The 24,412-nt window shown below is 72.0% G+C and carries 18 protein-coding genes; 7 read left to right on the top strand and 11 right to left on the bottom strand.

The window, feature by feature from the left end; genetic code table 11:
* Positions 1-60 precede the first annotated feature (60 nt).
* Positions 61-1,041, bottom strand: a complete 981-nt coding sequence (locus AB0G84_RS06235) for an AraC family transcriptional regulator (RefSeq protein WP_361316202.1) — start codon at positions 1,039-1,041, stop codon at positions 61-63.
* A 525-nt stretch (positions 1,042-1,566) separates the two neighbouring features.
* Between AB0G84_RS06235 and AB0G84_RS06230 the strand changes: the two genes are divergently transcribed.
* Positions 1,567-2,787, top strand: coding sequence for a styrene monooxygenase/indole monooxygenase family protein (locus tag AB0G84_RS06230; protein WP_361316200.1), 1,221 nt, complete (start codon positions 1,567-1,569; stop codon positions 2,785-2,787).
* A gap of 76 nt (positions 2,788-2,863) precedes the next feature.
* Positions 2,864-4,588: a styrene monooxygenase/indole monooxygenase family protein gene (locus AB0G84_RS06225; protein ID WP_361316197.1), complete on the top strand. Its 1,725-nt coding sequence runs from the start codon at positions 2,864-2,866 to the stop codon at positions 4,586-4,588.
* Between the two features lie 127 nt (positions 4,589-4,715).
* On the opposite strand, the gene AB0G84_RS06220 is transcribed toward AB0G84_RS06225, so the two are convergent.
* Genes AB0G84_RS06220 through AB0G84_RS06175 form a run of 10 tightly spaced genes read right to left on the bottom strand, consistent with a single transcriptional unit; the run spans position 4,716 to position 16,120 of the window.
* The gene (locus tag AB0G84_RS06220; protein WP_361316835.1) at positions 4,716-6,263 is read right to left on the bottom strand and encodes an ATP-binding cassette domain-containing protein; all 1,548 of its coding nucleotides are present in this window, start codon (positions 6,261-6,263) and stop codon (positions 4,716-4,718) included.
* 50 nt (positions 6,264-6,313) lie between these two features.
* Positions 6,314-7,156, bottom strand: coding sequence for an ABC transporter permease subunit (locus AB0G84_RS06215; RefSeq protein WP_361316832.1), 843 nt, complete (start codon positions 7,154-7,156; stop codon positions 6,314-6,316).
* 20 nt (positions 7,157-7,176) lie between these two features.
* Complete coding sequence (locus AB0G84_RS06210; RefSeq protein WP_361316195.1) at positions 7,177-8,130, bottom strand: ABC transporter permease; 954 nt, start codon at positions 8,128-8,130, stop codon at positions 7,177-7,179.
* Complete coding sequence (locus AB0G84_RS06205; protein WP_361316192.1) at positions 8,127-9,734, bottom strand: ABC transporter substrate-binding protein; 1,608 nt, start codon at positions 9,732-9,734, stop codon at positions 8,127-8,129. Before AB0G84_RS06205 ends, AB0G84_RS06210 begins: the two co-directional genes overlap by 4 nt.
* A 26-nt stretch (positions 9,735-9,760) precedes the next feature.
* The gene (locus AB0G84_RS06200) at positions 9,761-10,573 is read right to left on the bottom strand and encodes a class I SAM-dependent methyltransferase (RefSeq protein ID WP_361316190.1); all 813 of its coding nucleotides are present in this window, start codon (positions 10,571-10,573) and stop codon (positions 9,761-9,763) included.
* A gap of 13 nt (positions 10,574-10,586) precedes the next feature.
* Positions 10,587-11,846, bottom strand: coding sequence for an MFS transporter (locus AB0G84_RS06195; protein ID WP_361316187.1), 1,260 nt, complete (start codon positions 11,844-11,846; stop codon positions 10,587-10,589).
* Positions 11,843-12,898 carry a dipeptide epimerase gene (locus AB0G84_RS06190; RefSeq protein WP_361316185.1) on the bottom strand — a complete coding sequence of 352 codons (1,056 nt, stop codon included), beginning with the start codon at positions 12,896-12,898 and terminating at the stop codon, positions 11,843-11,845. Before AB0G84_RS06190 ends, AB0G84_RS06195 begins: the two co-directional genes overlap by 4 nt.
* Positions 12,895-13,992, bottom strand: coding sequence for a PLP-dependent cysteine synthase family protein (locus tag AB0G84_RS06185; protein WP_361316182.1), 1,098 nt, complete (start codon positions 13,990-13,992; stop codon positions 12,895-12,897). The genes AB0G84_RS06190 and AB0G84_RS06185 overlap by 4 nt, the downstream gene beginning before the upstream one ends.
* Complete coding sequence (locus AB0G84_RS06180; protein ID WP_361316180.1) at positions 13,989-14,867, bottom strand: hypothetical protein; 879 nt, start codon at positions 14,865-14,867, stop codon at positions 13,989-13,991. The genes AB0G84_RS06185 and AB0G84_RS06180 overlap by 4 nt, the downstream gene beginning before the upstream one ends.
* Positions 14,864-16,120 carry an ATP-grasp domain-containing protein gene (locus AB0G84_RS06175; RefSeq protein ID WP_361316178.1) on the bottom strand — a complete coding sequence of 419 codons (1,257 nt, stop codon included), beginning with the start codon at positions 16,118-16,120 and terminating at the stop codon, positions 14,864-14,866. Before AB0G84_RS06175 ends, AB0G84_RS06180 begins: the two co-directional genes overlap by 4 nt.
* Before the next feature lie 166 nt (positions 16,121-16,286).
* Between AB0G84_RS06175 and AB0G84_RS06170 the strand changes: the two genes are divergently transcribed.
* The 5 genes from AB0G84_RS06170 to AB0G84_RS06150 all read left to right on the top strand — a co-directional run bounded on the left by AB0G84_RS06170 (position 16,287) and on the right by AB0G84_RS06150 (position 24,370).
* Positions 16,287-17,777, top strand: coding sequence for an alpha/beta hydrolase (locus AB0G84_RS06170; RefSeq protein ID WP_361316175.1), 1,491 nt, complete (start codon positions 16,287-16,289; stop codon positions 17,775-17,777).
* A gap of 533 nt (positions 17,778-18,310) precedes the next feature.
* Positions 18,311-20,287 carry a hypothetical protein gene (locus AB0G84_RS06165; RefSeq protein ID WP_361316173.1) on the top strand — a complete coding sequence of 659 codons (1,977 nt, stop codon included), beginning with the start codon at positions 18,311-18,313 and terminating at the stop codon, positions 20,285-20,287.
* The gene (locus AB0G84_RS06160; RefSeq protein WP_361316170.1) at positions 20,280-21,896 is read left to right on the top strand and encodes a SagB family peptide dehydrogenase; all 1,617 of its coding nucleotides are present in this window, start codon (positions 20,280-20,282) and stop codon (positions 21,894-21,896) included. Before AB0G84_RS06165 ends, AB0G84_RS06160 begins: the two co-directional genes overlap by 8 nt.
* A 179-nt stretch (positions 21,897-22,075) precedes the next feature.
* Complete coding sequence (locus AB0G84_RS06155; protein ID WP_361316167.1) at positions 22,076-22,258, top strand: hypothetical protein; 183 nt, start codon at positions 22,076-22,078, stop codon at positions 22,256-22,258.
* Positions 22,259-22,330: 72 nt separating this feature from the next.
* Positions 22,331-24,370 carry a TOMM precursor leader peptide-binding protein gene (locus tag AB0G84_RS06150; RefSeq protein WP_361316165.1) on the top strand — a complete coding sequence of 680 codons (2,040 nt, stop codon included), beginning with the start codon at positions 22,331-22,333 and terminating at the stop codon, positions 24,368-24,370.
* Positions 24,371-24,412 lie beyond the last annotated feature (42 nt).

Below are 24,412 nucleotides of genomic sequence, written 5' to 3'. Positions count from 1 at the left end.
GCTGCATCGTCCTGCCCGCCGCACGCTGATCGACAGGGTGGTTCAAAGACCGAATTCCGCCTATGACCGCAACGTCTCCGAGGGCGACTCCCCGAACTGTTGGCGGTACGCGAGTGAGAAACGGCCCGGGTGCAGGAAGCCCCAGCGGGAGGCGACGGCGGTGACGGTCGCGGCACCCGGGTCGGAGGCCAGGAGTTCCTTGCGTACGCGGTCCAGGCGGACCTCGCGCAGATAGGCGAGCGGTGTCGTGTCAAGGTGCCGGCGGAAGCCGTCCTGAAGGGCGCGTACGCCGACGCCGACGCACTCCGCGATCTCCGCGACCGTGAGCGGCTCGGCGGCGTGTCCCTCGATGACCTCCATGGCGCGGCGGACCGCGGGCGGTGCGACGCGCGGCTGCTCGCCGAGCAGCGCCGGTGTGTAGTTGTTGGGCTGCGCCATCAACAGCTGAGTCATGAGGAGCGATTCAAGCTGTTTTGTCACGACGGGCTGGTTTGTCATGCCACCGGGCCCCTCCGCCTCCCGACGCATGAGGTCGACGATGTTGAGCCAGGATCGGGAGCCCGGTGTGGTGAGGTTCATGCCGAGCGAGAAGAAGATCGGGCGGCGCACGGTGCGGCCGAGCAAACTGCCCAGGTGCGATTCCAACGACGATCGGTCGAACCACACGATCAGCTGCGGATTGCCGTCACCCCAGCGCATGTCCAACTTTCCGGTCGGAGAAGGGACAGAAGCGAGTTCCGGGGAGGAAATGATCTCCTCGCGGCCGCAGGTGATTTCGGCATAACCGGCGAGCGGGATCTGGACGAGGAAAAAGCTCTCCAGATCGCCCGGTGTGATCCGGACTTCCGTTCCGTAATCGAGGTAATAGAGACCTGTCCGATCGAAGGGTGCGCCGTGCAGTCGGGCGTCGAGCGTCGCCGAGCGCCGGGTGATGCGCAGCTCATGCGGACAGAAGGCGCGGCCGACCTCGGCCCGCGCCTCCCAAATGTCCGCTGTATGGAACCGCTGGTGATTTGCGAGGGGGGACTTTTCAGCGGGCATGTAAACCTCCACCGCCGAGATGCGCGATCGGGACAGCAACCCGCGTGATTCGGATAGCGGAGGTGATCTTGCCATATCAAGATTGATGCCTGAACGCCGCGGACCCGAGAGAATCCTGGGAATCAACAATGCAGGGAGTGCCGGGCCGGACTGCGCTCGTCAGAGGCGGAGTCACGCCCAGCGGACGGCCCGTCGCACGCGCGCTGCGCGCATTACCCGCGACCGGCGCGGCGAGGGCCGCCAGGGCCGTACCCCCGCACGTCGCAGCACCCTTGCCGCTGCTGCCCCGGCTCGCCGATTCGGTCGGGCCCCTTTAGCCGGCCGGGTCACCCGGGGCTCATCCCCCGGTCCTACGGGTGACCCGGCCTACCACGGCTGCCCACCGGCCCCCCTCCGGTGGGCAGCCGCATGCCACACAACCGCCGCCCCCCGTTGGCGCCGCCAGGTACCGAAACGCTGCACAGCGCACGGCACTGCACGGCACCGCTCAAAAAACCGCACACCCCAACCCCCGGAGATACCCCTATGCGCAAGATCACCATCGTCGGAGCCGGCCAGGCCGGTCTCCAGCTCGGCGTCGGCCTGATCGACCACGGCTTTGACGTCACGATCGTGTCCAACCGCACCGGAGACCAGATCCGCGAGGGCCGGGTCATGTCCAGCCAGGCCATGTTCGGCACCGCGCTGGCCCACGAGCGCAACCTCGGCCTCGACTTCTGGGGCGACGCCTGCCCGCCGATTGCCGGTCTCGGCGTGAGCATCGCCGACGGCCAGGGCGGCCGGGCGCTCTCCTTCGACGCCCGCCTCGAGGCCACCGCCCGCTCTATCGACCAGCGCGTCAAAATGCCGCTCTGGATGGGCGAGTTCGCGCGCCGCGGCGGCCGTCTGGAGCTCTGCGAGGCCGGCATCGAGGACCTGGAGCGCTACGCCGCCGAGTCCGACCTGGTGATCGTCGCGGCCGGCAAGGGCGAGATCGCCGGGCTGTTCGAGCGGGACCCCATGCGTTCCCCGTACGACGCTCCCCAGCGCGCGCTGGCCCTGGCGTACGTCACCGGCATGGCACCGCTGCCCGACCGTCCCGGCGTCAGCTTCAACGTCATCCCCGGTGTGGGTGAGTACTTCACCATGCCCAGCCTCACCACCAGCGGCCCCTGCGACATCATGTTCTTCGAGGGCATCCCGGGTGGCCCGCTCGACTGCTTCGACGGGCTCACCCCCCACCAGCAGCTGGCGAAGTTCCAGGAGCTGCTGCGGACGTACGTTCCGTGGGAGGCCGAGCGCTGCACCGATGTCACGCTCACCGACGGGAACGGCACCCTCGCGGGCCGCTTCGCGCCGACCGTCCGCAAGCCCGTCGCCACGCTGCCCTCCGGCGCGCAGGTGCTCGGCCTCGCCGACGTCGTCGTCCTCAACGACCCGATCACCGGCCAGGGGTCCAACAACGCCTCGAAGTGCGCGGCCTCCTACCTCGCCACCATCCTGGACCACGGCGAGCGCCCGTACGACGCCGCGTTCATGGAGCTGGCCTTCGGCCGCTTCTGGGACAACGCGCAGTCCGCCACGGCCTGGACCAACGCGATGCTCGGCGCCCCGCCGCAGCACGTCCTGGAGATCTTCGGCGCGGCGAGCGCCAACTCGCGTATCGCCGCGCGCTTCGTCAACGGCTTCGACGACCCGCGCGACTTGTTCCAGTGGTTCATGGACCCGGTCGCCGCGAAGAACTACCTGGCGGAGGCCAGCGCCTGAGTAGTTCGTCAGGAGCTGGGCAAAGCAAGCTGACACTGCGTCAGCGACACTACGCGTGAGGACAGGACAGCAGGGCATGAGAAGGATCGCGGTGGTCGGAGCCGGGCAGGCGGGTGCCCAACTCGCCCTGGGGCTCCAGGCGCACGGCTATGACGTCACCTTGGTCACCGACCGCGACCCCGACGAGATACGTCGCGGCCCGGTCATGTCCAGCCAGTGCATGTTCGACACCGCGCTGCAGAGCGAGCGCGAACTCGGCCTGCACCACTGGGAGGACCAGGCCCCGGACATCTCCGGCATCGCGCTCTCTCTCATCGGTCCGCACGGTACTCCGAACGTGTCCTGGCGCGCGCCGCTGGAGGGCCCTGCCCACTCCGTCGACCAGCGGGTCAAGTGTGCCGCCTGGATCGAGCAGTTCGCGGACGGCGGCCGCGGCGAGATCGTGCTGCATGAGGCGGGCGTGAACGACCTCGAATGGTACGCCCGTACGCACGATCTCGTCGTGGTCTCCACGGGCAAGGGCGAGCTGAGCCAACTCTTCCCGCGCAACTCCGAACTCTCCCCGTACGACCGGCCGCGCCGCGCGTTGGCCCTGACGTACGTCACGGGAACGGCACCGCGGGAGGGGGAGGACGCCGTCCACTTCCGCCTGGTCCCCGGCGTCGGCGAATACTTCTCCTTTCCGGCCCTCACCACCACCGGTCCCTGCGACATCATGGTCTTCGAAGGCGTCCCCGGCGGCCCGATGGACTGCTGGGACGACATCCGCACCCCTGAAGACCACCTCACCCGCTCACTGGAAATCCTCCACCGGTTCTTCCCCGACGCATACGAGCGCCACCGGCACGCCCGACTCACCGACAACGGAGGCGTGTTGCGCGGAAGGATCACGCCGACCGTCCGGCACCCCGTCGCCCGCCTGGCCTCCGGCCGGCACGTCCTCGGCATGGCCGACGCCGTCGTCCTCAACGATCCGATCACCGGCCAGGGTTCGAACAACGCCGCCCAGGCAGCGACCCACTACCTCGACAGCATCCTCCGCCACGGCACCGCCGAGTTCACCCCGCAGTGGATGCAGCGCACCTTCGACAACTTCTGGCGCGGCTGGGCCCAGTGGGCCGTCGGCTGGACCAACTCCCTCCTGACCGACCTGAGCCCCCACCACCGCGACCTCCTGACCGCGGCGGCCGAAATCCCCTCTGTCGCCGGCGCCCTCGCCGCCGGATTCGACGACCCGCGCACCCTCTACCGCTGGTGGTTCGAGGAGGCCGAGGCACACCGCTTCCTCGCCGAGAAGCGCGCCCAGCACGCCGCCCGCTTCGACGGCCGCGAACTGCGCCGCGCGCTGGGCCAGTACGCCACCGGCGTGACCGTGGTGACGGCCCGCGCCCCTGACGGCCGCAACGTCGGCATGACCGCGAACTCCTTCACCTCCGTCTCGATGGACCCGCCCCTCGTCTTGTGGTGCCCCGGCAAAAACAGCCCGAGCCTCCCGGACTTCACCGACGCCTCGCACTTCGCCGTCCACGTACTGGCCGCCGACCAGCACCACCTCTCCCGCCAGTTCGCCACCCCGGCCGACGACAAGTTCCGCGGTACCCCCACCACCCCCGGCATCGCCGGCACGCCCCTCCTGGACGGCGCGGTCGCCCGCTTCCAATGCCGCACCGTCCAACGCCTCGACGCCGGCGACCACATCATCTTCCTCGGCGAGGTCGAACAGTACGAGGCCGACGGCGGTGCCCCTCTGGTGTTCCACTCGGGGTACTACCAGGTGGCGACGAAGCATCCAGAGCTGTGACCGCGAGTTGCCCAGTGACCTGGCACCATCCGGCTCATGCACGGACGCCGGGACTGAGCCGGACACAGGTGGCTGCCGACTGGTGCCTCTCCTGCACGTCACACTTCGGGTTGGCCCGAGGGCTGGATCAGCCCCCTGTCGCCGCCTCCAGACGTGCCGTCGTCTCCATGAGCGAGACCGTGAAAGGGTGCCGCGGTTCGGTCAGTATGCGGCGGGCCGGGCCCTGTTCGACCAGCTCACCCGCCTCCAGTACCGCGATGCGGTGGGCCAGGCGTGCGGTCTCCAGGTCGTGGGTGATCAGCATGAGGGACATGTCCGCACGGTCGCGGAGCAGATCCGCGAGAGCGTCGAGGATGCCGCGGCGCGTGACGCTGTCAAGGCCAGAGGTGATCTCGTCGCAGATCAGGACCCGGGGCCGGGCCAACAGGGCGCGGGCCAGAGCCGTCCGCTGGAGTTCGCCGCCGGAGAGCTCCGAGGGAAGGCGGTGGGTCGCTTCGGATGGGAGGCCGAGGCTGGTCAGTGTCGTCAGGGCCTCTTGAGCTGCTGACCGATGGTCGAGGCCGCGCAGGCGTACCGCGGTGCGGGCGACCTGGTCGAGGACGGGGCGGTGCTCGTCGAAGGCGAACCGCGCGTCCTGGAAGACGTACTGCACAGCCCCCAACTGCGCCCGACCGCGCTGTCGTACGCTGCGCGGCAGTGGGGTGCCGTCAAGATCGACCTGGCCGTCGTGGTCACGGTGGAGGCCGGCCAGGCAGCGGGCGAGGGTGGTCTTTCCGCTGCCTGAGCGGCCGATGACGGCCAGCGACTCACCAGGGTGCAGGGCGAGTTCCGGGGTTCGTAGCACCACGGTGGCACCATGGGTGCCGTCGCGGTAGCGGGCGGTGAGATGGCGTACCTGCAGGACGGGCCGTTCGGTGTCGGGCTGCGGCTCGTGCCCGGTGGACGACGGTCGGGTATCGAACAGTTGGCGGGTCCACTCGTGCCGCGGTGCGAGCCGCAGCCGCTGGACCGGGCCCGATTCCACGACCCGGCCCGCCCGCATGACGAGGACCTCGTCGGCGAGTGCGTGCACCACATCGAGGTCGTGGCTGAGCAGCACGACGGCGATGCCACCTGCCGCCAGCGCTGCCAGTTGGTCGACGATGCGGCTCTTGGTCAGCGCATCCTGGCCGGTGGTGGGTTCGTCGGCGACGATGACGCGGGCACCCAGCAGCAGCGCCTGTGCGAGGACGACGCGCTGCTGCTGGCCCCCGGACAGCTGGTGCGGATAGCGCCGCAACAGGGTCTCGGCGTCCGGGAGCTGGGCGTCGGACAGGGCTCGCAGGATGCGTTCGCGGGCGGCCGCCCGGCGCTGGTTGCGGGGCAGGTCGCGCACCTGGGCGCGGGCGATGTCGTTCAGCAGCGCGGAGACCCGGCGGGCAGGGTTGAGGACGGACGCCGGATGCTGGGGCACGTAGCCGACCGGGCCGTCCGCCGCCACGCGGACGTCCCCGGTGACCCAGGCGCCCGACGGGTATGCGCCGAGCAGGGCGAGGCCCGTGGTGGTCTTACCGCTGCCGGAGGCTCCGACGAGCGCCGTCACCTTGCCGGGCAGCGCCCGCAGTCGCACGCCGTCCACGACCGCCCGGCCGTCGATCTCCACACGCAGGTCATGGATCTCCGCGACGGCGGCCAGCCCGACATCGGGGCATGCGCCCGTCGGTGCGGTCGTGTCGTTGCGTTCGGTCACGGCCGTGGTTTCCTCTCTCCCCGGCGCCGGCCGGGCTTGTGGAGTGCCGCGTCGAAGAGCAGGTTGCTGCCCGTGGTCAGCACGACGATCAGCAGCGCGGGCACCACCACGGCCCACGGCTGCACCAACAGTCCGGTGCGGTTGCGGTCCACCATCACCGCCCAGTCGGCGGCGTCCGGCGCGACACCCACGCCGAGGAACGCGGCCGTGGCCACGAGGTACAGCACGCCGGTGAGCCGGGTGCCGGCGTCGGCGGCCAGGGTGCGCAGGATCGAGCGGCCGACGTAGCCGACGGCCGTGCGCCACCACGTCTCGCCCTGCATGCGCAGCGCCTCGACCGCGGGGCGCGCCGCGGCTTCGCCGGCGGCCGCGCGCACCATCCGGGCCGCGTCCGGGACGTTGACCAGCGCGACGAGCAAGGCAAGCCCGACGGCGCCCGGTGTGAGCACGGACGCCACCAGCAGGATCAGCAGCAGGGACGGCACCGCCAGCAGCACATCCAGTGGCCGCAGCAGCGTCTCCTCCAGCCAGCGGCGGTGGGTGAGCGCGCCGATGAGTCCGACGGGCAGCGCCACGAGGTAGGCCAGGGCCGTCGCGGCGAGCGCAGTCAGCACCACCGGCCGGCCGCCGAGCAGGACCTGACGCCATACGTCACGGCCCACGAAGTCGGTGCCGAACCAGTATCCGTCGCCGAGGGTGAAGGAAGCGGCCCGCGCGACCGGGTCGCCCGCGAACACCGGTCCCAGGACGGCGAGGACGAGAGGTACGGAGACGACGGCGAGCCCGAGGGCATAGCGGCCCACGCGGCGCGGCCGTACGACCGCACGGGTACCGGACACGAGGGTGGAGGGCTTGTGCGTCACGCGGCCACCCCCGCCCGGGGTGCGAGACGGTGGGCGACCAGGTCGGCGCCGAGGTTGAGCACGACGGTCAGGACGCCGAACACCACGGCGAGGCCCTGCACCACCGGTACGTCGCGTTCGGCCACGGCATTGAGCAGGACTGTCCCGAGTCCGGGGATCACGAAGAGGGCCTCCACCACGATGACGCCGCACAGCAGCCAGTCGACGGTGCGAGCGAGCTGCTGGACGGCCGGGGCGAGGGCGTTGGGCAGGGCGTGGGCGTAGCGGACGCGGACGCCGCCGACGCCGTAGCGGCGGGCATGCACCGCGTACGGCGCGGCCAGGGCGTCGACCATGCCGGCGCGGACCAGGCGGGCCAGCGAGCACACCGGCCGGGAGAGCAGTACGAGGACGGGCAGGAGCAGCGCTGCGGGGTGCGCGAGCAGGTCGGTGCCGTAGCCGACGGCGGTGGGTGGCAGCCAGCCCAGGTGGAGAGCGAACACGGTCACCAGCAGTACTCCGAGGGCGAATTCGGGGACCGCGTAGACCGCGAGCGTCACGGAGCTGATCAGCCGGTCGGCGAGTCGCCCTTCGTGGCGGGCGGCCAGTACGCCGAGGCCGAAGCCGGCCGGGACGAGCAGCGCCATGGTGAGCGCGGCCAGCAGCAGGGTGGGGCCGAAGCCGTCGGCGAGGTACTGGCTGACGGGCCGTCCGGAGGTCACGGAAGTGCCGAAGTCACCGTGCAACAGGCTCGCCGCCCACTCGGCCAGCCGCTCGTACGCCGGCCGGTCGAGGTGCATGGCCTCGCGGATGGCCGCGATACGGGCGGGGTCGGGCTGGTCGCCGGCGAGGGCCACGGCGGCATCGCCCGGCAGCGCCTCGGTGAGCGCGAAGACCAGCAGCACCACGGCCACGGTCTGTGCGACGCCGAGGAGCAGCCGCCGGGCGACGAAGGAGCGCAGTCCCCTCACGCCAGCCACACCTTGTCGAACCGCGCCCAGTCGAGCGTGTTGGCGGGCGCCTTGCGGTCAACCCCCTTCACGGTGCGCGCCGTGCCCAGGATCCAGTCGGCGAAGCCCCAGATCAGGAAGCCGCCTTCGGTGTACAGGCGGCGCTGCATGCGCGCGTAGACGGCTGCCCGGTCCTTGGTGTCGCGGGTGGACTGCGCCTGCTGGTAAAGGGCGTCGAAGTCCTTGTGGTGCCACTCGGTGGCGTTGGTCGTGGAGTCGGTCAGCAGCCGTTGGGAGAGGTGGGCCTCGATGGGCATGGCTCCGGAGCGGTAGCAACACAGGGTGCCGGAGTCGAGGATGTCGCTCCAGTACGTGTCCTTGCTGCCTGTCTTGACGTCGACGGTGACGCCCGCCTTCGCGGCCTGGTCGCGGAAGATGCTGGCGGCCTCGGTGAATCCGGCCGCGACGGCCGAGGTGTCGAGGGTGACCGTGAGCTTTTCGGCGCCGGCCTGTTTCAGCAGGGCGCGAGCGCGTCCCAGGTCCTGCTCGCGCTGCGGTAGGCCGTCGGCGTAGTACTCGTAGCCCTTGCCGAACAGGTCGTTGCCGATCTCGCCGGCGCCGGACAGGGCGCCGTCGACGAGCTCCTTGCGGTCGGCGATGAGGAAGAACGCCTGGCGCACCCTCTTGTCGTCGAACGGGGCCCGGTCGGTCTTCATCGCGAAGCCCTGCATGGCGCTGTTGCGCAGCCGCACGATCTCGATCTGCCCCTTGCCGTCGTGCGCGCGGGCAGTGGTGGGGTCGAGTTCGTGGGCGTACTCGACCTGTCCGCCGAGGAGTGCGTTGACGCGTGCGGACTCCTCGTTGGCGACGACGAATTCGACCTCGTCGAGGTGCGGGGCGCCCTCCCAGTAGTCGTCGTAGCGGCGGAAGACGGCCGAGCGGCCGGGGGCGAAGGAGACGAAGCGGAAGGGACCGGAGCCGATCGGCTTCCGGTCGAACGAGGTCGCGTTCTCGGGAACGATGTACGCGCCGAACGCAGCCAGGATGTTCGGGAATTCCGCGGTGGGGCGCTTGAGGACGAACTCGATGCTCCGCGTGCCGGTGGCGCGACTCGCGTCGAGGTCGAGGGGCTCCAGGGACGCCTTGGCACGGAACCCCTTCTTCGGGTCAGCGATCCGGCGGTAGCTGTAGAGGACGTCCTGGGGGGTGACCGGTTTGCCGTTGTGGAAGGTGGCCTTGCGCAGGGTGACCTGCCAGCGGTCCAGGGTCTTGTTCGCCTGCCACTTCTCGGCGAGGCGGGGTCGTGCGGACAGGTCTGCGCCGTAGTCGGCGAGCTTGTCGAAGAGTGCTTTGGCGCGGGCGACATCGGCGAAGAGGTTGGCCAGATGGGGGTCGAGGGTCTCGCTGGCGCCGCCCCCGGCGAAGGCGGCGCGCAGCCGCCCGCCCCGCCGGGGCCGACCGTCGCCCTTGCCCGTGCCGTCGTCGGAGCCGGGCCCACCGCAACCGGTGAGCGCGAGTGTGCCGAGCGAGGCGGCGCCCGTGGCGGCGAGGAAGCCGCGGCGGCGCAGGCCCGGGAAGGACCGTTCGGCCGGCGAGGGGAGGTAGCGGGCGGACTCTTCGTTCATGCGGGTTTCCTCGTGGTGTGGAGGGGTCACAGTGCTGTCTCGGGGAGCCGGGCGACGACGTGCAGCCGGTCGGCGTCCGTCGCGTCGCCGGGGGACAGGCCTTCTCGCCAGGGCGGCTCGGTGCGCGGGCCCGGACCGTCGTGCAGTTCGAGGACCTCGAAGCCGTGCGCCGCCAGGAGGCGGCGGAGCTCCTGCGGGAAGAGCAGCCGCCATGCAGAGCGCTGTTCGACGGGCGATGCGCCGGCATCCGCGGTCCATACGCGGCTTCGGCGCAGGAGTTGGGCGGTGCGGTCCACTGTGAGCGTGGTGGTGGACCGGTAGGCCGTGCCCTGCCAAGCGAACTCGTGGACGGTGGCGGTGTCGAGCAGGTCGGTACGGCCCAGGAAGTAGGCGCCGTTACGCATCTCCGCGACGAGCAGGCCGCCCGGAGTCAGCGCGCGCCGGCAGGAGGTCAGAAAGCCGTCGAGCTGGGCGTTGGTGTGGCAGTAGAGCAGGGAGCTGTCCAGGCAGACGACCGCGTCGAATGCGCTGTGGCCCAAGTCGAACCCGTGCAGGTCGGCACGGACGTACGCGGGCCCGGGGTGGTGGGCGCGGGCGTGCGCCAGCATCGCCTCGGAGAGGTCGGCGCCGGTCACCGTCCGGCCGCCGACGTGCAGGTGGGCGGCGTCACGGCCGGTGCCGCAGCCCATGTCCAGCACCCGCGGGCCCGCGCCGTACCGCCGCAGGCAGTCCTCCGTCCAGCGGCCGGCCAGCCGGTCGGCGTCAGGGAAACGGGCCTCATACAGCTCGGGGTTGTCGGTGAGCAGGTTGCGCAGGTCCTCAGTGGCGGTGCGGGGCATGTCGTCTCCTTCCTCAAGCCGCAGTCGTCACGGCGGGCTTCGGCGTCGTTGGCAGCGCGTTGCGCCGGTGCAGCCAGGCCACGCCGCATGCGGAGGCGAGACCGAACAGGACGCAGCACACCCAGGGCAGCCAAGCAGCGCCACGTTCCCCGGTGTCCATGGCCCAGCCGACGGCGGTGTTGCCGGCCGCCGCGGCGATGCCGGAGACCACGTAGAAGATCCCGTAGTAGGTGCCGGTCAGCTCCGTGCGGCCGAATCCGGGGATGAGCTCCAGCACGAACGGCTGGGCGATCATGACGCCGAGGTAGAGCAGGAGGGCACCGAGCAGGACGGGTAGCGTGCGCAGCACCGCGTCGGCGGCGCCGTCCGGGGAGCCGGCTCCACCCGCCACCAGTGCCGGCGGCAGGAAGGACAGCGCCATCAGAGCGAGCCCGGTGGCAATCCAACGCGCCCTGCTTCCACGGGTTTTGAGAGCGCGGGTGATGCGCAGTTGCAGGGTGAGGTTGGCGACGGTGCCGACGAGGAAGACGAGCCCCGCCGCGCCGTCCCACCCGGTGGTCCGCCGGGCTCCGTCGGGCAGCAGCAGGTAGAGCTGGTTCTGCAGGGTGAACATGCCGACCATGGCGAGCGCGAAGGCCAGGAAGGCGCGGTTGCCGAGGACCTCGCGCCAGTCGGCGAGGACGCCACCCTCGCTCGGCTCCACCCGACGCGCGGGCAGGACGAGGGCCTGCGCGACGGTGAGGACGGCGAAGATCCCGGCGGCGGTGAGCGCGGACGTACGGAAGTCCACGAGGAGCAGTGCGCTGCCCAGCAGCGGGCCGATCAGCGCGCCGGTGGTGGCGAAGACGTTGAACAGCGCGAACGCCTCGGCCTTACGCTCCCCCGCCTCCTGTGCGAGGTAGGCACGCACGGCAGGGTTGAACAGGGCGCCGGCGAGCCCGCTGAGCACGGAGGCGGCGAGCAGCACGGCCAGCCCATCACCCAGCGCGAACAGCGCGAACCCCGCAGTGCGCAGCGCGCAGCCGGCAATGATGACGCCGCGCGCGCCGAGCCGGTCGGAGGCGGAGCCGCCGATGAGGAACAGGCCCTGCTGGCTGAGGTTGCGGATGCCGAGGACGATCCCTACGACGGCCGCCGACATGCCCAGGTCCTGGCTGAGGTGCGTGGCGAGATAGGGGATGAGGAGGTAGAAGCCGGTGTTGACACCGAGCTGGTTGGCCAGGAGGAGGCGGACGGCCAGGGGGAAGCGGCGCATCTCGTGCCAGATCTTCATGCCGTCTCCTCCCCCGCGTTGCGCCGGACTCCCAGGCCAGGCAGGTCACTTGCCCGTACGAAACCGTCGGTGCCGCCGATCCCGGTCCACGGGTCGTGGGCGAGCAGCAGGTGTCCGTCGAGGTCGGCCCAGCGGGCGCGGCCGGCCAGGTGGACGGCGGGGGCGAGGCCGAGGCTGCTTGCCGTGAGGCAGCCGAGCATCAGCGCGGTGCCGCTGCCCTCGAGCGCCTCGGCGATGCGCAGGGCCGCGTGGACGCCGCCGCACTTGGCGAGCTTGACGTTGACACCGTGCACCCGTCCGGCCAGGCGGCAGGCGTCCTCCAGGCTCACGGCGTCCTCGTCAGCGATGACCGGGAGCGGTGAGCGCGCGGCGAGGGCGCCGAGCGTCTCCGGGTCGCCCGGTGCGAGGGGCTGTTCGACGGCCTCGACCCCGAGGTCGGCGAACCGGGGCAGCAGGGCATCAGCCTGGGCCGTGCTCCAGGCGCCGTTGGGGTCGAGGAGCAGCCGAGCCCGGGGCGCGGCGTCACGGATGATGCGTACCCGCTCCACGTCGTCCTCGGGGTCGGGCGCTCCCGCCTTGACCTTGATGACCTCGAAGCCGCTCGCCGTGAGGCACCGCGCCTCGGCCGCGGCGCGCACCGGCGAGGTGATGCCGATGGTGCGGGCCGTTGCCGCCACCGGAGCGGTGGCGATCCCGAGGAGTCGGTGGACGGGACTGCCGGCCCGTTTGCCGGCGAGATCGAGGAGCGCGGCCTCGACGGCGGCAGTGACGGCCGGCGGCGTGTCCTCCCCGGCCAGCTCGCCCGCCCGCAGGGCACCAAGGGCGCCCTCGGGGTCGCGGAAGCGGCGGAGGTCCGTGGCGACGGCCGCGAAGAACCGTTCGAGTGTGCCGGCGTCGAGGCCGTAGTAGACGCTGGTGACGGCCTCGCCGTGGCCGCGCAGCCCGGCGTGTTCGACGGTCAGCCACACGGCATCGCGTGCGGCCATGGTGGAACGGGAGATGCGCAGCGGCTCGGCGAGGTCGAGGCGAACGGTGCGCTGGGTGGCCTTCACAGTTTCTCTTCCGAAGGATGCGGGGGTACGGGGGCCCGGAGCGGGTCGGCGACGCGGGTACAGCGGACCCATCCGGTGGCCTCGGCCGCGCGGGGGTGCGGTATCTCGACGGGTCGGGTGGCCGCGGCGGCCGGGTCGAGGCCATGGGCGGCGGTGAAGTCGTCGTCGTAGACCGTGCCGAGGTAGCGGTGCGGGCTGTCGGGGAAGACGGTGGCGACCACCGCGCCGGGGTGGACGCGAGCGGCCCAGGCGGAGACGAGGGCGACCGCGCCGGTGCTCCAGCCGCCGCTGACGAAGCTGCCCCGGGCAAGCCGCCGGCAGCTTTCCACGGCCTCCGCCGGGCCGACCCAATGGACCTCGTCGAACGCGTCGTAGGCGACGTTGCGCGGGTGGATGCTGCTGCCCAGTCCGCGCATCAGCCGGGGCCGGGCGGGCTGGCCGAAGATCGTGGAACCGGTGGCGTCGACGCCGATGAGCCGCAGGGCGGGCCAGCGCCGCCGCAGGGGACCGATGATGCCCGCGCTGTGGCCGCCGGTGCCGACGCTGCACACCAGGACGTCGAGGTGGTCGAGCTGGTCCGTGAGTTCGGCGGCCAGTGAGGCGTAACCGGCAGTGTTGTCGGGGTTGTTGTACTGGTCGGGCCAGTAGGCGTCGGGCCGCACGGCGAGCAGCTCGCGCAGCCGGGCGAGGCGGGCGGCCTGCCAGCCGCCCTCGGGGGCCGGGCGGTCGACGATTTCGAGGCGAACGCCGTGGGCACACAGCAACTGCCGCATGGAACGCTCCAGTTCCCGGTCGCCGACCAGCACGACCGGGTGGCCGAGCACCTGCCCGGCGAAGGCCAGGCCGATGCCGAGGGTGCCTGAGGTGGACTCCACCACCGGTGCACCGGGCCGTAGTTCGCCGCGTTCGCGCGCGCCCAGCAGCATCGACATGGCGGCCCGGGCCTTCATCCCGCCGGCGGAGAGTCCTTCGAGCTTGGCCCAGAATCCGGGGTGGGGGCCCGGCAGATCAGCGGTGATGCGCACCAGTGGCGTACGGCCGAGCAGGGCGAGCAGCTCCGGGCGGTCGGTGGGACGGACAGCGGTCGTGGTCAACGGTCTTCGCCTCCCGGACAGGAGCTGCCGTACGGACCCCGGTAGCGGTGGACGGCTCCGGGTCCGCCATCGAGCCAGAAGAAGGGGTACGGCTCGGCGCACACCGCGCTCACGCCGTGGCCGAGGAAGCGGGGCAGCACGGCGCTTCCGGTCTGGGCGAACACCACCAGTTGCTTGCCGTGCAGCAGCGCGTGCTGCCGAAGCAGTTCGAAGGTGGCGTTGCCCAGGGTCATGCCGGAGACGAGCAGCGCATCACAGCGGCCGGCCTCGGCGAGCGCATCGGTGACGACCTGCTCGCCCCACTCCGTGACGCCGCCCTTGAGGTCGCACGGGACGTACCGGAGGCCACGTGCACGCAGCGCTTCCAGGAGCGAGTTGACGACTCCGATCACCAGCACCGTGGCCCCGGGCGGCAGGTCGATCAGCTCGGCGACCGCCTTCGCCCGCGCCCGGGACTTCTCCAGCGACGACCCGGCGGGCAGCGGGAAGGGACGCGCACCGTTCTCCGGGCCGTGCGGGCTGACGTGCATCAGATACGCATCCAGGGCGGCCACCCGCACCGGCAGCAGCGGATGCTCCAGAAGCCGGGCCACATCCGCGCCCACGCAGTCGTCGAGCGCACTGTCGGGCAGCGCGCCGGGCTCGACCGCGCAGGAGCCGACGGCCTCGGCCAGGCGGAGGCTGAGCACTTCATTGCGATAGCCGGTGCCACGCCCGTTGTGCCGTACGGCTTGCCGAGTGGTGAAGGCCGCGGCGATCCGCTGGGTGGCCGGGTCGGGGCCCAGCCCGCCCGTGCGGACGCGGTCCACGAGCTCGCCGTACGTCCGGTACGTCTCGTACGCCACCGTGCCGGCCGCGCCGGTGACGGCGGTCATCGGATCACCAGCCCCGCACGCAGCCCGGCCAGCAGGGCCTCGACGCGGTCGCGGGCCCCTGACCCGTGAGCGTCACCGGCCATGATGTGCCCGAGGTACTCGTTGTTGCTGTCCGCCGCCTTCACCACCTTGCCGGGGTCAGCGAGCTGCACTTCCAGCACGCCCGGTGCATCCCGCAGTTCGCCGCCGTCCAGCGCTTCGAGCGTGCCGGTGGTCCCCGACACCAGAAATCCGATGGCGGCGCTGTCCAGCCCGGTGTCCGTACGCCGCAACTCGGGTTGGCGGCCCAGCGCGACCTCCACGCAGGCCGCTGCGAGGTCGATGCCCGTGACGTGGCGGATCAGTTCGGTGATGCGGTTCCCGGCGGGACGCGGGTTGACCTCGACCACGCGCGGGCCGGCGGCGGTCAGCTTGATCTCGGTGTGCGCCACGACGCCGTCGACGAGCCCCAGCGCCTTCAGGGCGCGCAGCGCGGTCTGCTCGGCGGCCTCGGCGTCGGCGGGCGCCAGGGCGGCGGGGAACATATGGCCGGTCTCGATGAAGGCGGGCGCCCCGCCGACGCTCTTGTCGGTGACGCCGACCACGTGGATCGTCCCTGTGGACGAGACGGTCTCGACACTCACCTCGGGGCCGTCCAGCAGCTCTTCGAGCAGGACGACGGGCGCCCGCCGCTGTCCGCGCGCATTCACCGGGAAATCCGCCAACGTACGGTACGCATCCAAGAGTTGCGCCTCGTCATCCACGCGCCGTACGTACATACCGGCACACAGGTCGACGGGCTTGACCACCAGCGGGTATCCGATCTCCCGGGCGGCGCCCGCGATGTCGGTCCACTCCTCGTGTACGGCGAAGCGCGGCCCCGGCACTCCGGCGGCGGCGAGGACGCGGCGGGTGGCGTCCTTGCGGCAGGCGTTCTCCACCGCTTCGGGCCCGGGGCCCGGCAGACCGAGGCGTCCGGCGATCCGCGCCACCGTCGGCAGGTAGTAGTCGCAGGACGTGACCACCCCGTCGAACCCGAACGCCGCATGCAGTCGCTCGACTTCGGACACCAGGGACTCGGTGTCATTCGTCTCGGCGGTGATGACGTTGCGGGCACCAAGCAGCGGATGAGCCGTCCCCTCGGGCGCGGAGCGCAGGTAGTGGTGCAGGTCACGGGTGAGGAACGTGAACGTGTGCCCACCCTCCCCTATCGCCCGCGGCAGCAGCCGGCTCATCGCTCCGACCCAGCTCTCGACCACCAACAGATGAGCCACAACTCCCCTTCCGGGCTTGGATTTCGGACACGGGACAGCCCAGCGACCCTCCTCGTCGAAGGGTTCCGGGTTGCCCGGCGAAGACATTAACGATAATCATTTTCATTGTCATCTCGTGGGCAGTCCTTTGCCGCCCCCTTGTTCGCCGAGTCCCCAGGAAGGCCCCGTGACCCCTCCCATGCGCCGCACCGCCGTTCTGTGCGCGTTGCTGACCGCCGCCACCCTCGCCCCGGCCGGCCCGGTCCAGGCCGCCACTCCGGCGTCCCCCCTGCGCTTCGGCGCGTGCCCCGACTCCCTCCCGAACCCGCCGGCCCCGGAACACGTGGAGTGCGGACGACTCCGGGTTCCGCTCGACTGGAACCACCCGCGGGGACCGCAGATCGAAGTAGCCGTCTCGCGGGTCCGCGCGTCGGGCTCCCCCGCCGAGCGGCGCGGCATCCTGCTGGTGAATCCCGGCGGACCGGGCGGCTCAGGGCTCTCCTACGCGGTCACAAAGCGGGCCAAGCTCCCTGAGAGCGTGCGACGTGCGTACGACGTCATCGGCTTTGACCCTCGTGGCGTCGGACAGAGCGCTCCCGTGAACTGCGGCCCGATGGGCGGCCTCTTCGCCAGCCCGGGCGCGAACCCCGTCCCCATAGGCACGCCGGCGGAGAAGAACTACCTCGCCTCGCTACGGAACATGGCCGACGACTGCGCCGCGGGCGCGGGCGAATCGCTGGCCCACCTGTCCACGGAGCAGACGGCGCGGGACATGGACGCGGTACGCGCCGCCCTCGGCGAACGCCGGACGAGCTTCCTCGGCGTCTCCTACGGCAGCTACCTCGGCGCCGCGTACGCCGCTCGGTTCCCGCACCGCGTGGGCCGCATGGTGCTCGACAGCGTGGTCGGCCCCTGGGACTGGTACGACTTCGACGTCGTCCAGAGCCACGCGCTGCTGCGGCAGCGCGACACCTTCTTCGCCTGGACCGCCGCCCACGCGGAACGCTTTGGCCTCGGCGGGAGCGCGGACACCGTGCGCCGGGCCTATCTGCGCGTGCGCCACGACCTCGCCGCGCACCCCGTGGACGGCTTCGGGCCCGCCGAGTTCGACCGCACCGTCTACCGCGCGTTGGGCCGCACCGAACGCTGGGCCGGTCTCGCCGAGGGCCTGCGCGACTACCTGCATGACGGACGTCCCGACGGACTCCGCCCCGCCACCGCCTTCGACAGCCCGGATTCACGCAACTACGAAGCAGCGAACCGCGTCGTCAAGTGCGCCGACTCTCCTGCCCCGGCCCCCCACCGGATCCTGGCGGACATCCACCACACCCGCCGGCTCGACCCGCAGCCGATCCTGGCCGGAATGGAGGCGTCCACCTGCGCCTACTGGCACCACAAGCCGGCCCACCGCACCCCGCTCGGCAGCCCCGACACCCCACCCGTACTGCTGGTGGCCTCCGCGCACGACCCCGTCACCCCCATCGAGGGCGCACGCCAACTGCGCCGACTGCTGCCCGGCTCGCGCCTGGTCACGCTCGACAACGACTACTCGCACGGCGTGTTCGCCAGCCGGGGCAACGCATGCGTGGACGACACCGCGGCTGCCTACCTCGTCAACGGCACGACTCCGAAGACGGATGTGAACTGCACCGGCCCCGGACTACCGGAAGTGCCGTGACCGGCAACGTCCGGCGGGCTTCATCTTTTGGTCGGGCATGCGACCGATGAGCCGGGCGCCCGGTCGTCGCGTCCCGGCCTGGGCCCCGCGTTTCCCCCTGGTTCGGCTACGCCCCGCTTGACCCGGCCCACCTGGCGCACCTCGACGGCATCGTGTTCGTCAAGGACGTTCCACAGAGCTAGGGCGTTTCTCCCCCCGGGAGCCACCCGGCCGGCCAACCCAACCCCCGGTCCCGCGCGATGCGTCCCGGAGAGCTGGGCCGGCCGTCCGGGACCGGCGGCTCCCGCTCACTGCGCGCCCCGTGCGCCGGCGGTCCCGCCTCCTCATCAGCCAGGCCGCCCCGCGGGTCTCCACAGCCCGGCTCCGCGCAACCTGTGGTCTGCCCTGTGGCTCGACCGTGAAGACGTGGCCGCGGGCTGCCCCGATACTCGGCTGGGCCCCAATCGACTGCAGGTTCCGACGCCGGACTCGACGGCACATCGGATGCCGGACCGGTGGATACCCGACCCGGAAGGCGGATGATGCGCCCCCGATTGAAGTCCGATGTCCTGTACGTACCGACCGGTGATGGTGTCCATGTCTTCGGCGCGGGGGTCGACCTGGCCCTGCGCGGCAGGTCCGCCTACCAGTGGCTGGACCGGCTCGCGCCGCATCTCGATGGTTCGGTCGAGCTTGACGCGCTGGTCGGGCGGCTGCCGCAGGACAAGCGGCAGGTCGTACACGCCCTCGTTGATCAGCTGCATGCGGCCGGCTGCCTGGTCGATGCCGGGCAGGACCTGCCGCACGGGCTCACCCCGCGGGAACTGGCGGCCTACGCTTCCGAGATCGCGTTCATCGAGTACCACGGGGACTCCGCAGCGCGGCGGTTCGAGACCTACCGCAACAGCAACGTGGGGGTGGTCGGCTCGGGTCCGGTGTTCATCGCCCTGGTGTGCTCGGCGCTTCGCTCCGGGGTGCGCAGCCTGCGAGCCGTGTGCACGGACGCACCGGGGACCCACACCGAGCGGTTGGCGGAGCTCACCGCCGAGGCCGCCCTGCGCGATCCGGAACAGACGGTGACTCCTGCTTTCCTCGACCAGTCCGCCGCGACCCGCGACGAGTCCGCGTGGGGCGGCCTGGTCGATCAGGCGGACGCCGTGCTGCACGTCGCGGACGGCACGAGCGTCGACCGGGCCGTCCGGCTCGATGCGCTGTGCCAGGAGGCGGGCGCGCTGCTGGTGCAGGGACTGGTCCTGGACGACATCGCCTGGCTGGGGCCGCCCGGGCCCGACTGGCGATCAGCGTGGCGGCGGCTCGGTGCACGCGGCCCGTTCCGGCCCAACGCCTTCCTCACCGGGCCGGCCGCCGCGGTGGTCGCCTCGTACCTGGGGCTCGCGGCGTTCACCGCACTCACCGGGATCGCCGACGGCGCACCATCCCCAGCCGACGCAGGGAGGATGACGCGCATCGACCTGGAGACCCTGCGCACCTCCACGCATGCGTTCCTGCCCCATCCCGCGACGGTCCCCGCTCGACCGGAGACACGAGAGGAGTTCACTCGGCGACTCGAACGGCTCGGCTCCACACCCCCGTTGGACGAGGCCACCTTCTCCCAGCGCGCGGCCCGCTGCTTCGACCCGTACGTCGGTGTCCTGTGCGCCCTCGACGAGCGGGAGTTCACCCAGGTGCCACTGAACGTCACCGAGGCGGTACCGCACACAGAGGGCGCTGCGCCGGTGTACGGGGCGGGGACGGACTTCGCCGAAGCGCGCCGGGAGGGCGCACTGCGTGGGCTCGCCCGGTACGCGGCGCACCACGTCGACGACCGTCGGCTCGGGGCCGGTGGCGCTGTGTGGGGTTGGGCGCTGGACGAGCAGCGTGCCGAGGCGGTGGCGGCAAGCCGGGTGTTCGCAACGGACCACGAGGTCGGGGTGGCCGCCCGGCTGAGCTGGGCCGATGCCGTGGCGGACGGCCTCGCCCAGCACTGTGTGCGGCTGGCCCTGCGCGAGGTGGCGCAGGGACGGGCACGGCCCCGGCCGGTGCGTCTGCGTCGCGACGCCCTGCCCCCCGAGGCACGGGGCTTGCTCGACCTGCTGCACGCCTCACGCGGCTCGGTGGAGGTCACCGACATCGGCGAGGCGCTGGGCCTGCCCATCCTTGCCTGGGCGCAGGCGGGTCGCACGGTGACCGCGACATGCGGGCCCGCGTCGGTCGTGGAGGGGCTCCGTGCGGTCTTGCTCGACCGCCAGTCGGTGATGACGGACGAACCGGCCTACGCACCGGTTCGGTTGGGTGAGCTGGCTGCCCCCGCCTCGGGTGAGGAGTGGATCGAGGTGCCGGCCCCGGCGGGGCGCGAGCGCATGGTGGAGGCCTTGCGCTCGCGGGGGATGCGTCCGCTCGTGGTCCCGCTCGACCACGATCCGGCGGTGCACGAGGTGCTGCCCTTCCTCGTACGGGTCGTCATCGCCGACGAGGCCGGGGAGGCGGCAGCGGGAGCCGAGCGGCGGGCGGAGGCGCGGGGCGATGCCTAGCGTCAGCGACGGACTGCGGAGCTCGGTCGGCCTCCGGTTCTGGTGGCGGACGTTCGAAGGGGTCCAGGACCTCTTCGCTGAGGGGCACGGTGCGGAGGGCGGCGCGGACGACCCGCTGCCGTTCAAGACGTATCGCGGGCTGCCCCGCCACGTACTGCCCGAGCCGGCCCGGCGGATCGGGGACGCGCGCTGGTCCTTCGAGGCGTTCCGTGCCGCCCACCCGCGAGAGGTCCCCAGCCTCGACGCACTGGATCAACGCACGCTCTCCGCGCTGCTGTACTGGACGTACGGGGTATGCCGGATCGAACTCGGTCCGCACGCCGTCTGGCCCTACCACCGGACGGTCGCCTCGGCGCGCTGCTTCCACCCCGTGGAGCTGTATGTGTGGCTGGCCCGTCCGGCGGGCGACCTGCCCGCCGGGTGCTACCACTACGACCCGGCGCACCACGCGCTGACGTTGCTGCGCGCGGGCGGCGTACCGGATGCCGTGCGCGCCGCCACGGGGGTCAGGGCGGACATCGGGCTCCTGGTGGCGTCCGCGTGGTTCCGCAAGACCGCGTTCCGCTATCGGGACTACGCGTATCGGCTGTGCGCGCAGGAGGCGGGGATGACGCTCGGGAACGCGCTGCTGACAGCAGCCGCGCTCGGGCTGCACGGCAGGGTGCACCAGCGTTTCGGCGACGCCGTGGTCAACCGTGCGCTGGGGCTCGACGGCAGGGAGGAGACGGCCTTCGCGGTGATCGACCTGACCCCGGCCGAGGCGTCGCCGCCGTGCGCCGCTCTTCAACGTCCTTTTCCGGTCGCTGAGTTGCGGACACTGCACCCCGCCCACGTACAGACCAACGGTACGCCGTCGCGCGCATGGTCAGGCCTGACCACGGTCGACCTCGCCGCCCGACTCACCGGCCCCGGGGCGCCCATCGCCCCCGACGGCTTCCACCTGCCCGACCAGGCACCGGATGCGGACGGCGTCCTCGGGCTCGCGGGGCCGGAGCCCGGCCCCGGCGGCGTGGAGCTGGCCGCGGCCCTGCGCGCCCGTGACTCGGGAGGGCGGATGTTCCTGCCGGCCGCTCTCCCCGTGGCCTTCGACCACGTGGCGTCGGCCCTGCGGTACGCGCTGGAGCCCGTAGCGTCCGACCACACCGGGGCCATGTGCCGCCCCCTGGTCGACGCCCACGTGCTGATGCTCGGTGCGGACGGGGCCTCACCCGGGCTGTACCGACTGGATGCCTCATCGGGACCGCCCGCACTGGTACGGGTGCCGGGGCGGGACTGGCGCGCCGTGCTCGCCATGCTGTGCGACCGCACCCCGGCGGTGAACTCGGCGAAGGCCGGCGCCCTCGTGTTCCTGACCGCCCACCGGGTGGCAGGAGAGCGGTGGTTCGGGGCCCGGGGGTACCGCGTCCTGCACCAGGAGGCGGGGATCGTCGCCCAGCGGATCAGTGTGCTCGCCGCCGCGGCCGGGCTGTCCGTACGGGTCACCAACGGCTACCACGACGGGATGGTCAGGGAGCTGATCGGTGTGGACGCCGCCCATGTGCCGGTGTTCACGCTCGTCGTGGGCCGCCGTCGGCCCACCGCCCAGTACGAGCCGCAGCTGACCTGGTGACCGCCCCTGCGGGGTCGGTGAGCCGAACCTACGGGCGGCCTACGGCCGCGACCGCGGCTCGTGCTACGGCCGGTCCTGCGGTCGGACCGTGAAGACACCGGGCGTCCGAGGACCGCAGGATGCGGGTGGCCCAGTGACTGGCCAACTTCTCACCCATCCAAGGAGAAAGGGGGAATGCGATGAAGGACGACCTCGTCCTCGACCTCGCTGACCTCAGTGTGGACGACCTGGACATCCTGCCGGCCTCGCCGGGCGAGAGCCTGGAGACGGTGAACGTGGGTCACGCCATGGTCGAGATCGGCGCGTCCAACTGCACGTCCAGGGGTACCCCGGCGAGCTGCTGCTCCTGCTGCTGCTGCTGAACCGAGCGGCCGCACTGCCGTGTTCGGCGGGCCCTGGACCGCCGAACACGGTGTCCCGGCGACGACGAGGACATGACGTTGACCGACGCAGTGACGGGCGCCCGCACCGGACGGCCCACCGAACCGCTCCACCCGGCTCGCTCCGGCGACACCGCGACGGCCCCCGCGGCCCGCTCGGCCCGCGTGGCCGTCGTGGGCAAGGGCGTCCTCGCCTCGGCGCTCCGCACCGCCCTGTCCCGTACCCACGCGCTGGTGCCGGCGGAGGGCCCCGCCTACGAGGCGGTCGTCACGGCCGAGGACGGCTGGGTGACCGCGACCGAGCCGCCGCGCCCCGATGTCCGCTGGCTGCCGGTCCGGGTCGAGCTCGGCCTGCTCGTGGTCGGCCCGACGACCGTTCCGGGCCGGGCCGGCTGTGCGCGCTGCGCCCGGACGCGTCGGCACCGGGCCTTGGGAAAGGACAGCCCCCGCGCGGCTCTGCTGCGGCGGCACGGCGAACAGCTCGCCGGGCGCACATCGCCGGTCCTCACCACCTGGGCGTGCGAGACGGCTGCCGCACTCGTGTCGGGCGAAGTGGCCTCCCCCACCGGGCGGTTGACCGACAGGGCCGTCGCCTTCCTGTCGCTGACGACCATGGCCGTCGATGTGCACCCCTTCCTGCCGGACCCGGCGTGCCCCTGGTGCGGCGGGCTCCCCGAGGACCGGCCGCCCGTCCTCATGGCCGAGCCCCGGCCCAAGCCCGACCGGGATGTCCCCCGCGTGCGCGACCTGCGGGCCGACTGGGACGGGCTGGTCGCCCGGTACGTCGACGGGCGCACGGGGCTGGTCCGGCAGCTCGATGTGCGCACCGACTACCCCTACCCCATGGTCTCCGCCCCGTTGCACCTGCCCGGCGGTGAGCAGGAGGCCGGGTTCGGCCGTGACCTGGACTACGGCGCCGGCGCCCGCACCGCACTGGCCGAGGCCCTGGAGCGGCTGGGCGGGGCCCGGCCCGGCGGGCGCCGGACGACGGTGCGGGCCAGCCATGCGGAGGTGGCCGACCGGGCACTGTGCCCGCCCGACCTGGGTCTGTACCCGCCCGAGCGGTACGCCGATCCCGACTTCCCCTATCCGCCGTACCATCCGGACCTGGAGCTCAACTGGGTGTGGGGGCACTCCTTCGTCCGCGACGCCCCCGTCCTCGTACCGGAGGACTACGCGTACTACCGCACCCGGCACGACAACCCTGCGGCCAGGCCCCTGGCGTACGAGGTGTCCAACGGGTGTGCGCTGGGCGGCTGCCTGGAGGAGGCGGCGCTGCACGGGCTGGTCGAACTCGCCGAGCGGGACGCGTTCCTGCTGACCTGGTACGCCCGCCTCCCGGTGCCACGGGTGGACTTGCGGACGGTGTCCGACCCCCGCATCGGTGCGCTCATCGAACGGATCCGTCAGGGCAGCGGCCACCGGGTGCTGGCCTTCGCCACCACCCCCGAGCACGGCATCCCGACGGCCTGGGTGATGGCCGTGCGTCCGAGCGGACCGGGCCGGCACGATGAGCCCGCCGCGGTCTGCGCCGCGGGGGCACACTTCGATCCCGAACGGGCCCTGATGAACGGCCTGTTGGAGCTCACGGCGAATCTGGGGTGGAACCGGTCGGCCTTCCGTCAGGAGCGGGACCGCATCGCGGCCATGGTCGACGAACCGGACCTGGTGCGCGAGATGCGGGACCACGCGCTGCTCTACTGCCACCCGGCCGCTTTCGACCGGCTCGCCTTCCTGCTCGGCGGCGACGGCGACGTGGAACGGGGTGGCCTGCCCGTCGAGGAGGCCTTCGCGCACGCCACCTGTCGACCGCGCCACGCGGACCTGCGCGACGACCTGGCCGAGGCGGTGGCCCGGTTCACCGACCGGGGCCTCGATGTCATCGTCGTCGACCAGACCACCGACGAGCACCGGGCGGGCCGGCTGGCGTGCGCGAAGGTGATCGTGCCCGGGTTGCTTCCGATGACCTTCGGACACCGGATGCGCCGCACCTTTGGACTTCCCCGGCTGCTGCGGCTCCCCGCAGAACTCGGCCATCGTGCGACGCCCCTGGTCGAAGGAGAGATCAATCCGCACCCACACCCGTTCCCATGACGTTCCCGTGCACCCACGCCCCAGCGTTTCCGCACCTTCCGT

Source organism: Streptomyces sp. NPDC020742, assembly GCF_040641675.1.
GTDB lineage: Bacteria > Actinomycetota > Actinomycetes > Streptomycetales > Streptomycetaceae > Streptomyces.
This window is presented reverse-complemented; position numbering and strand designations above follow the sequence as displayed.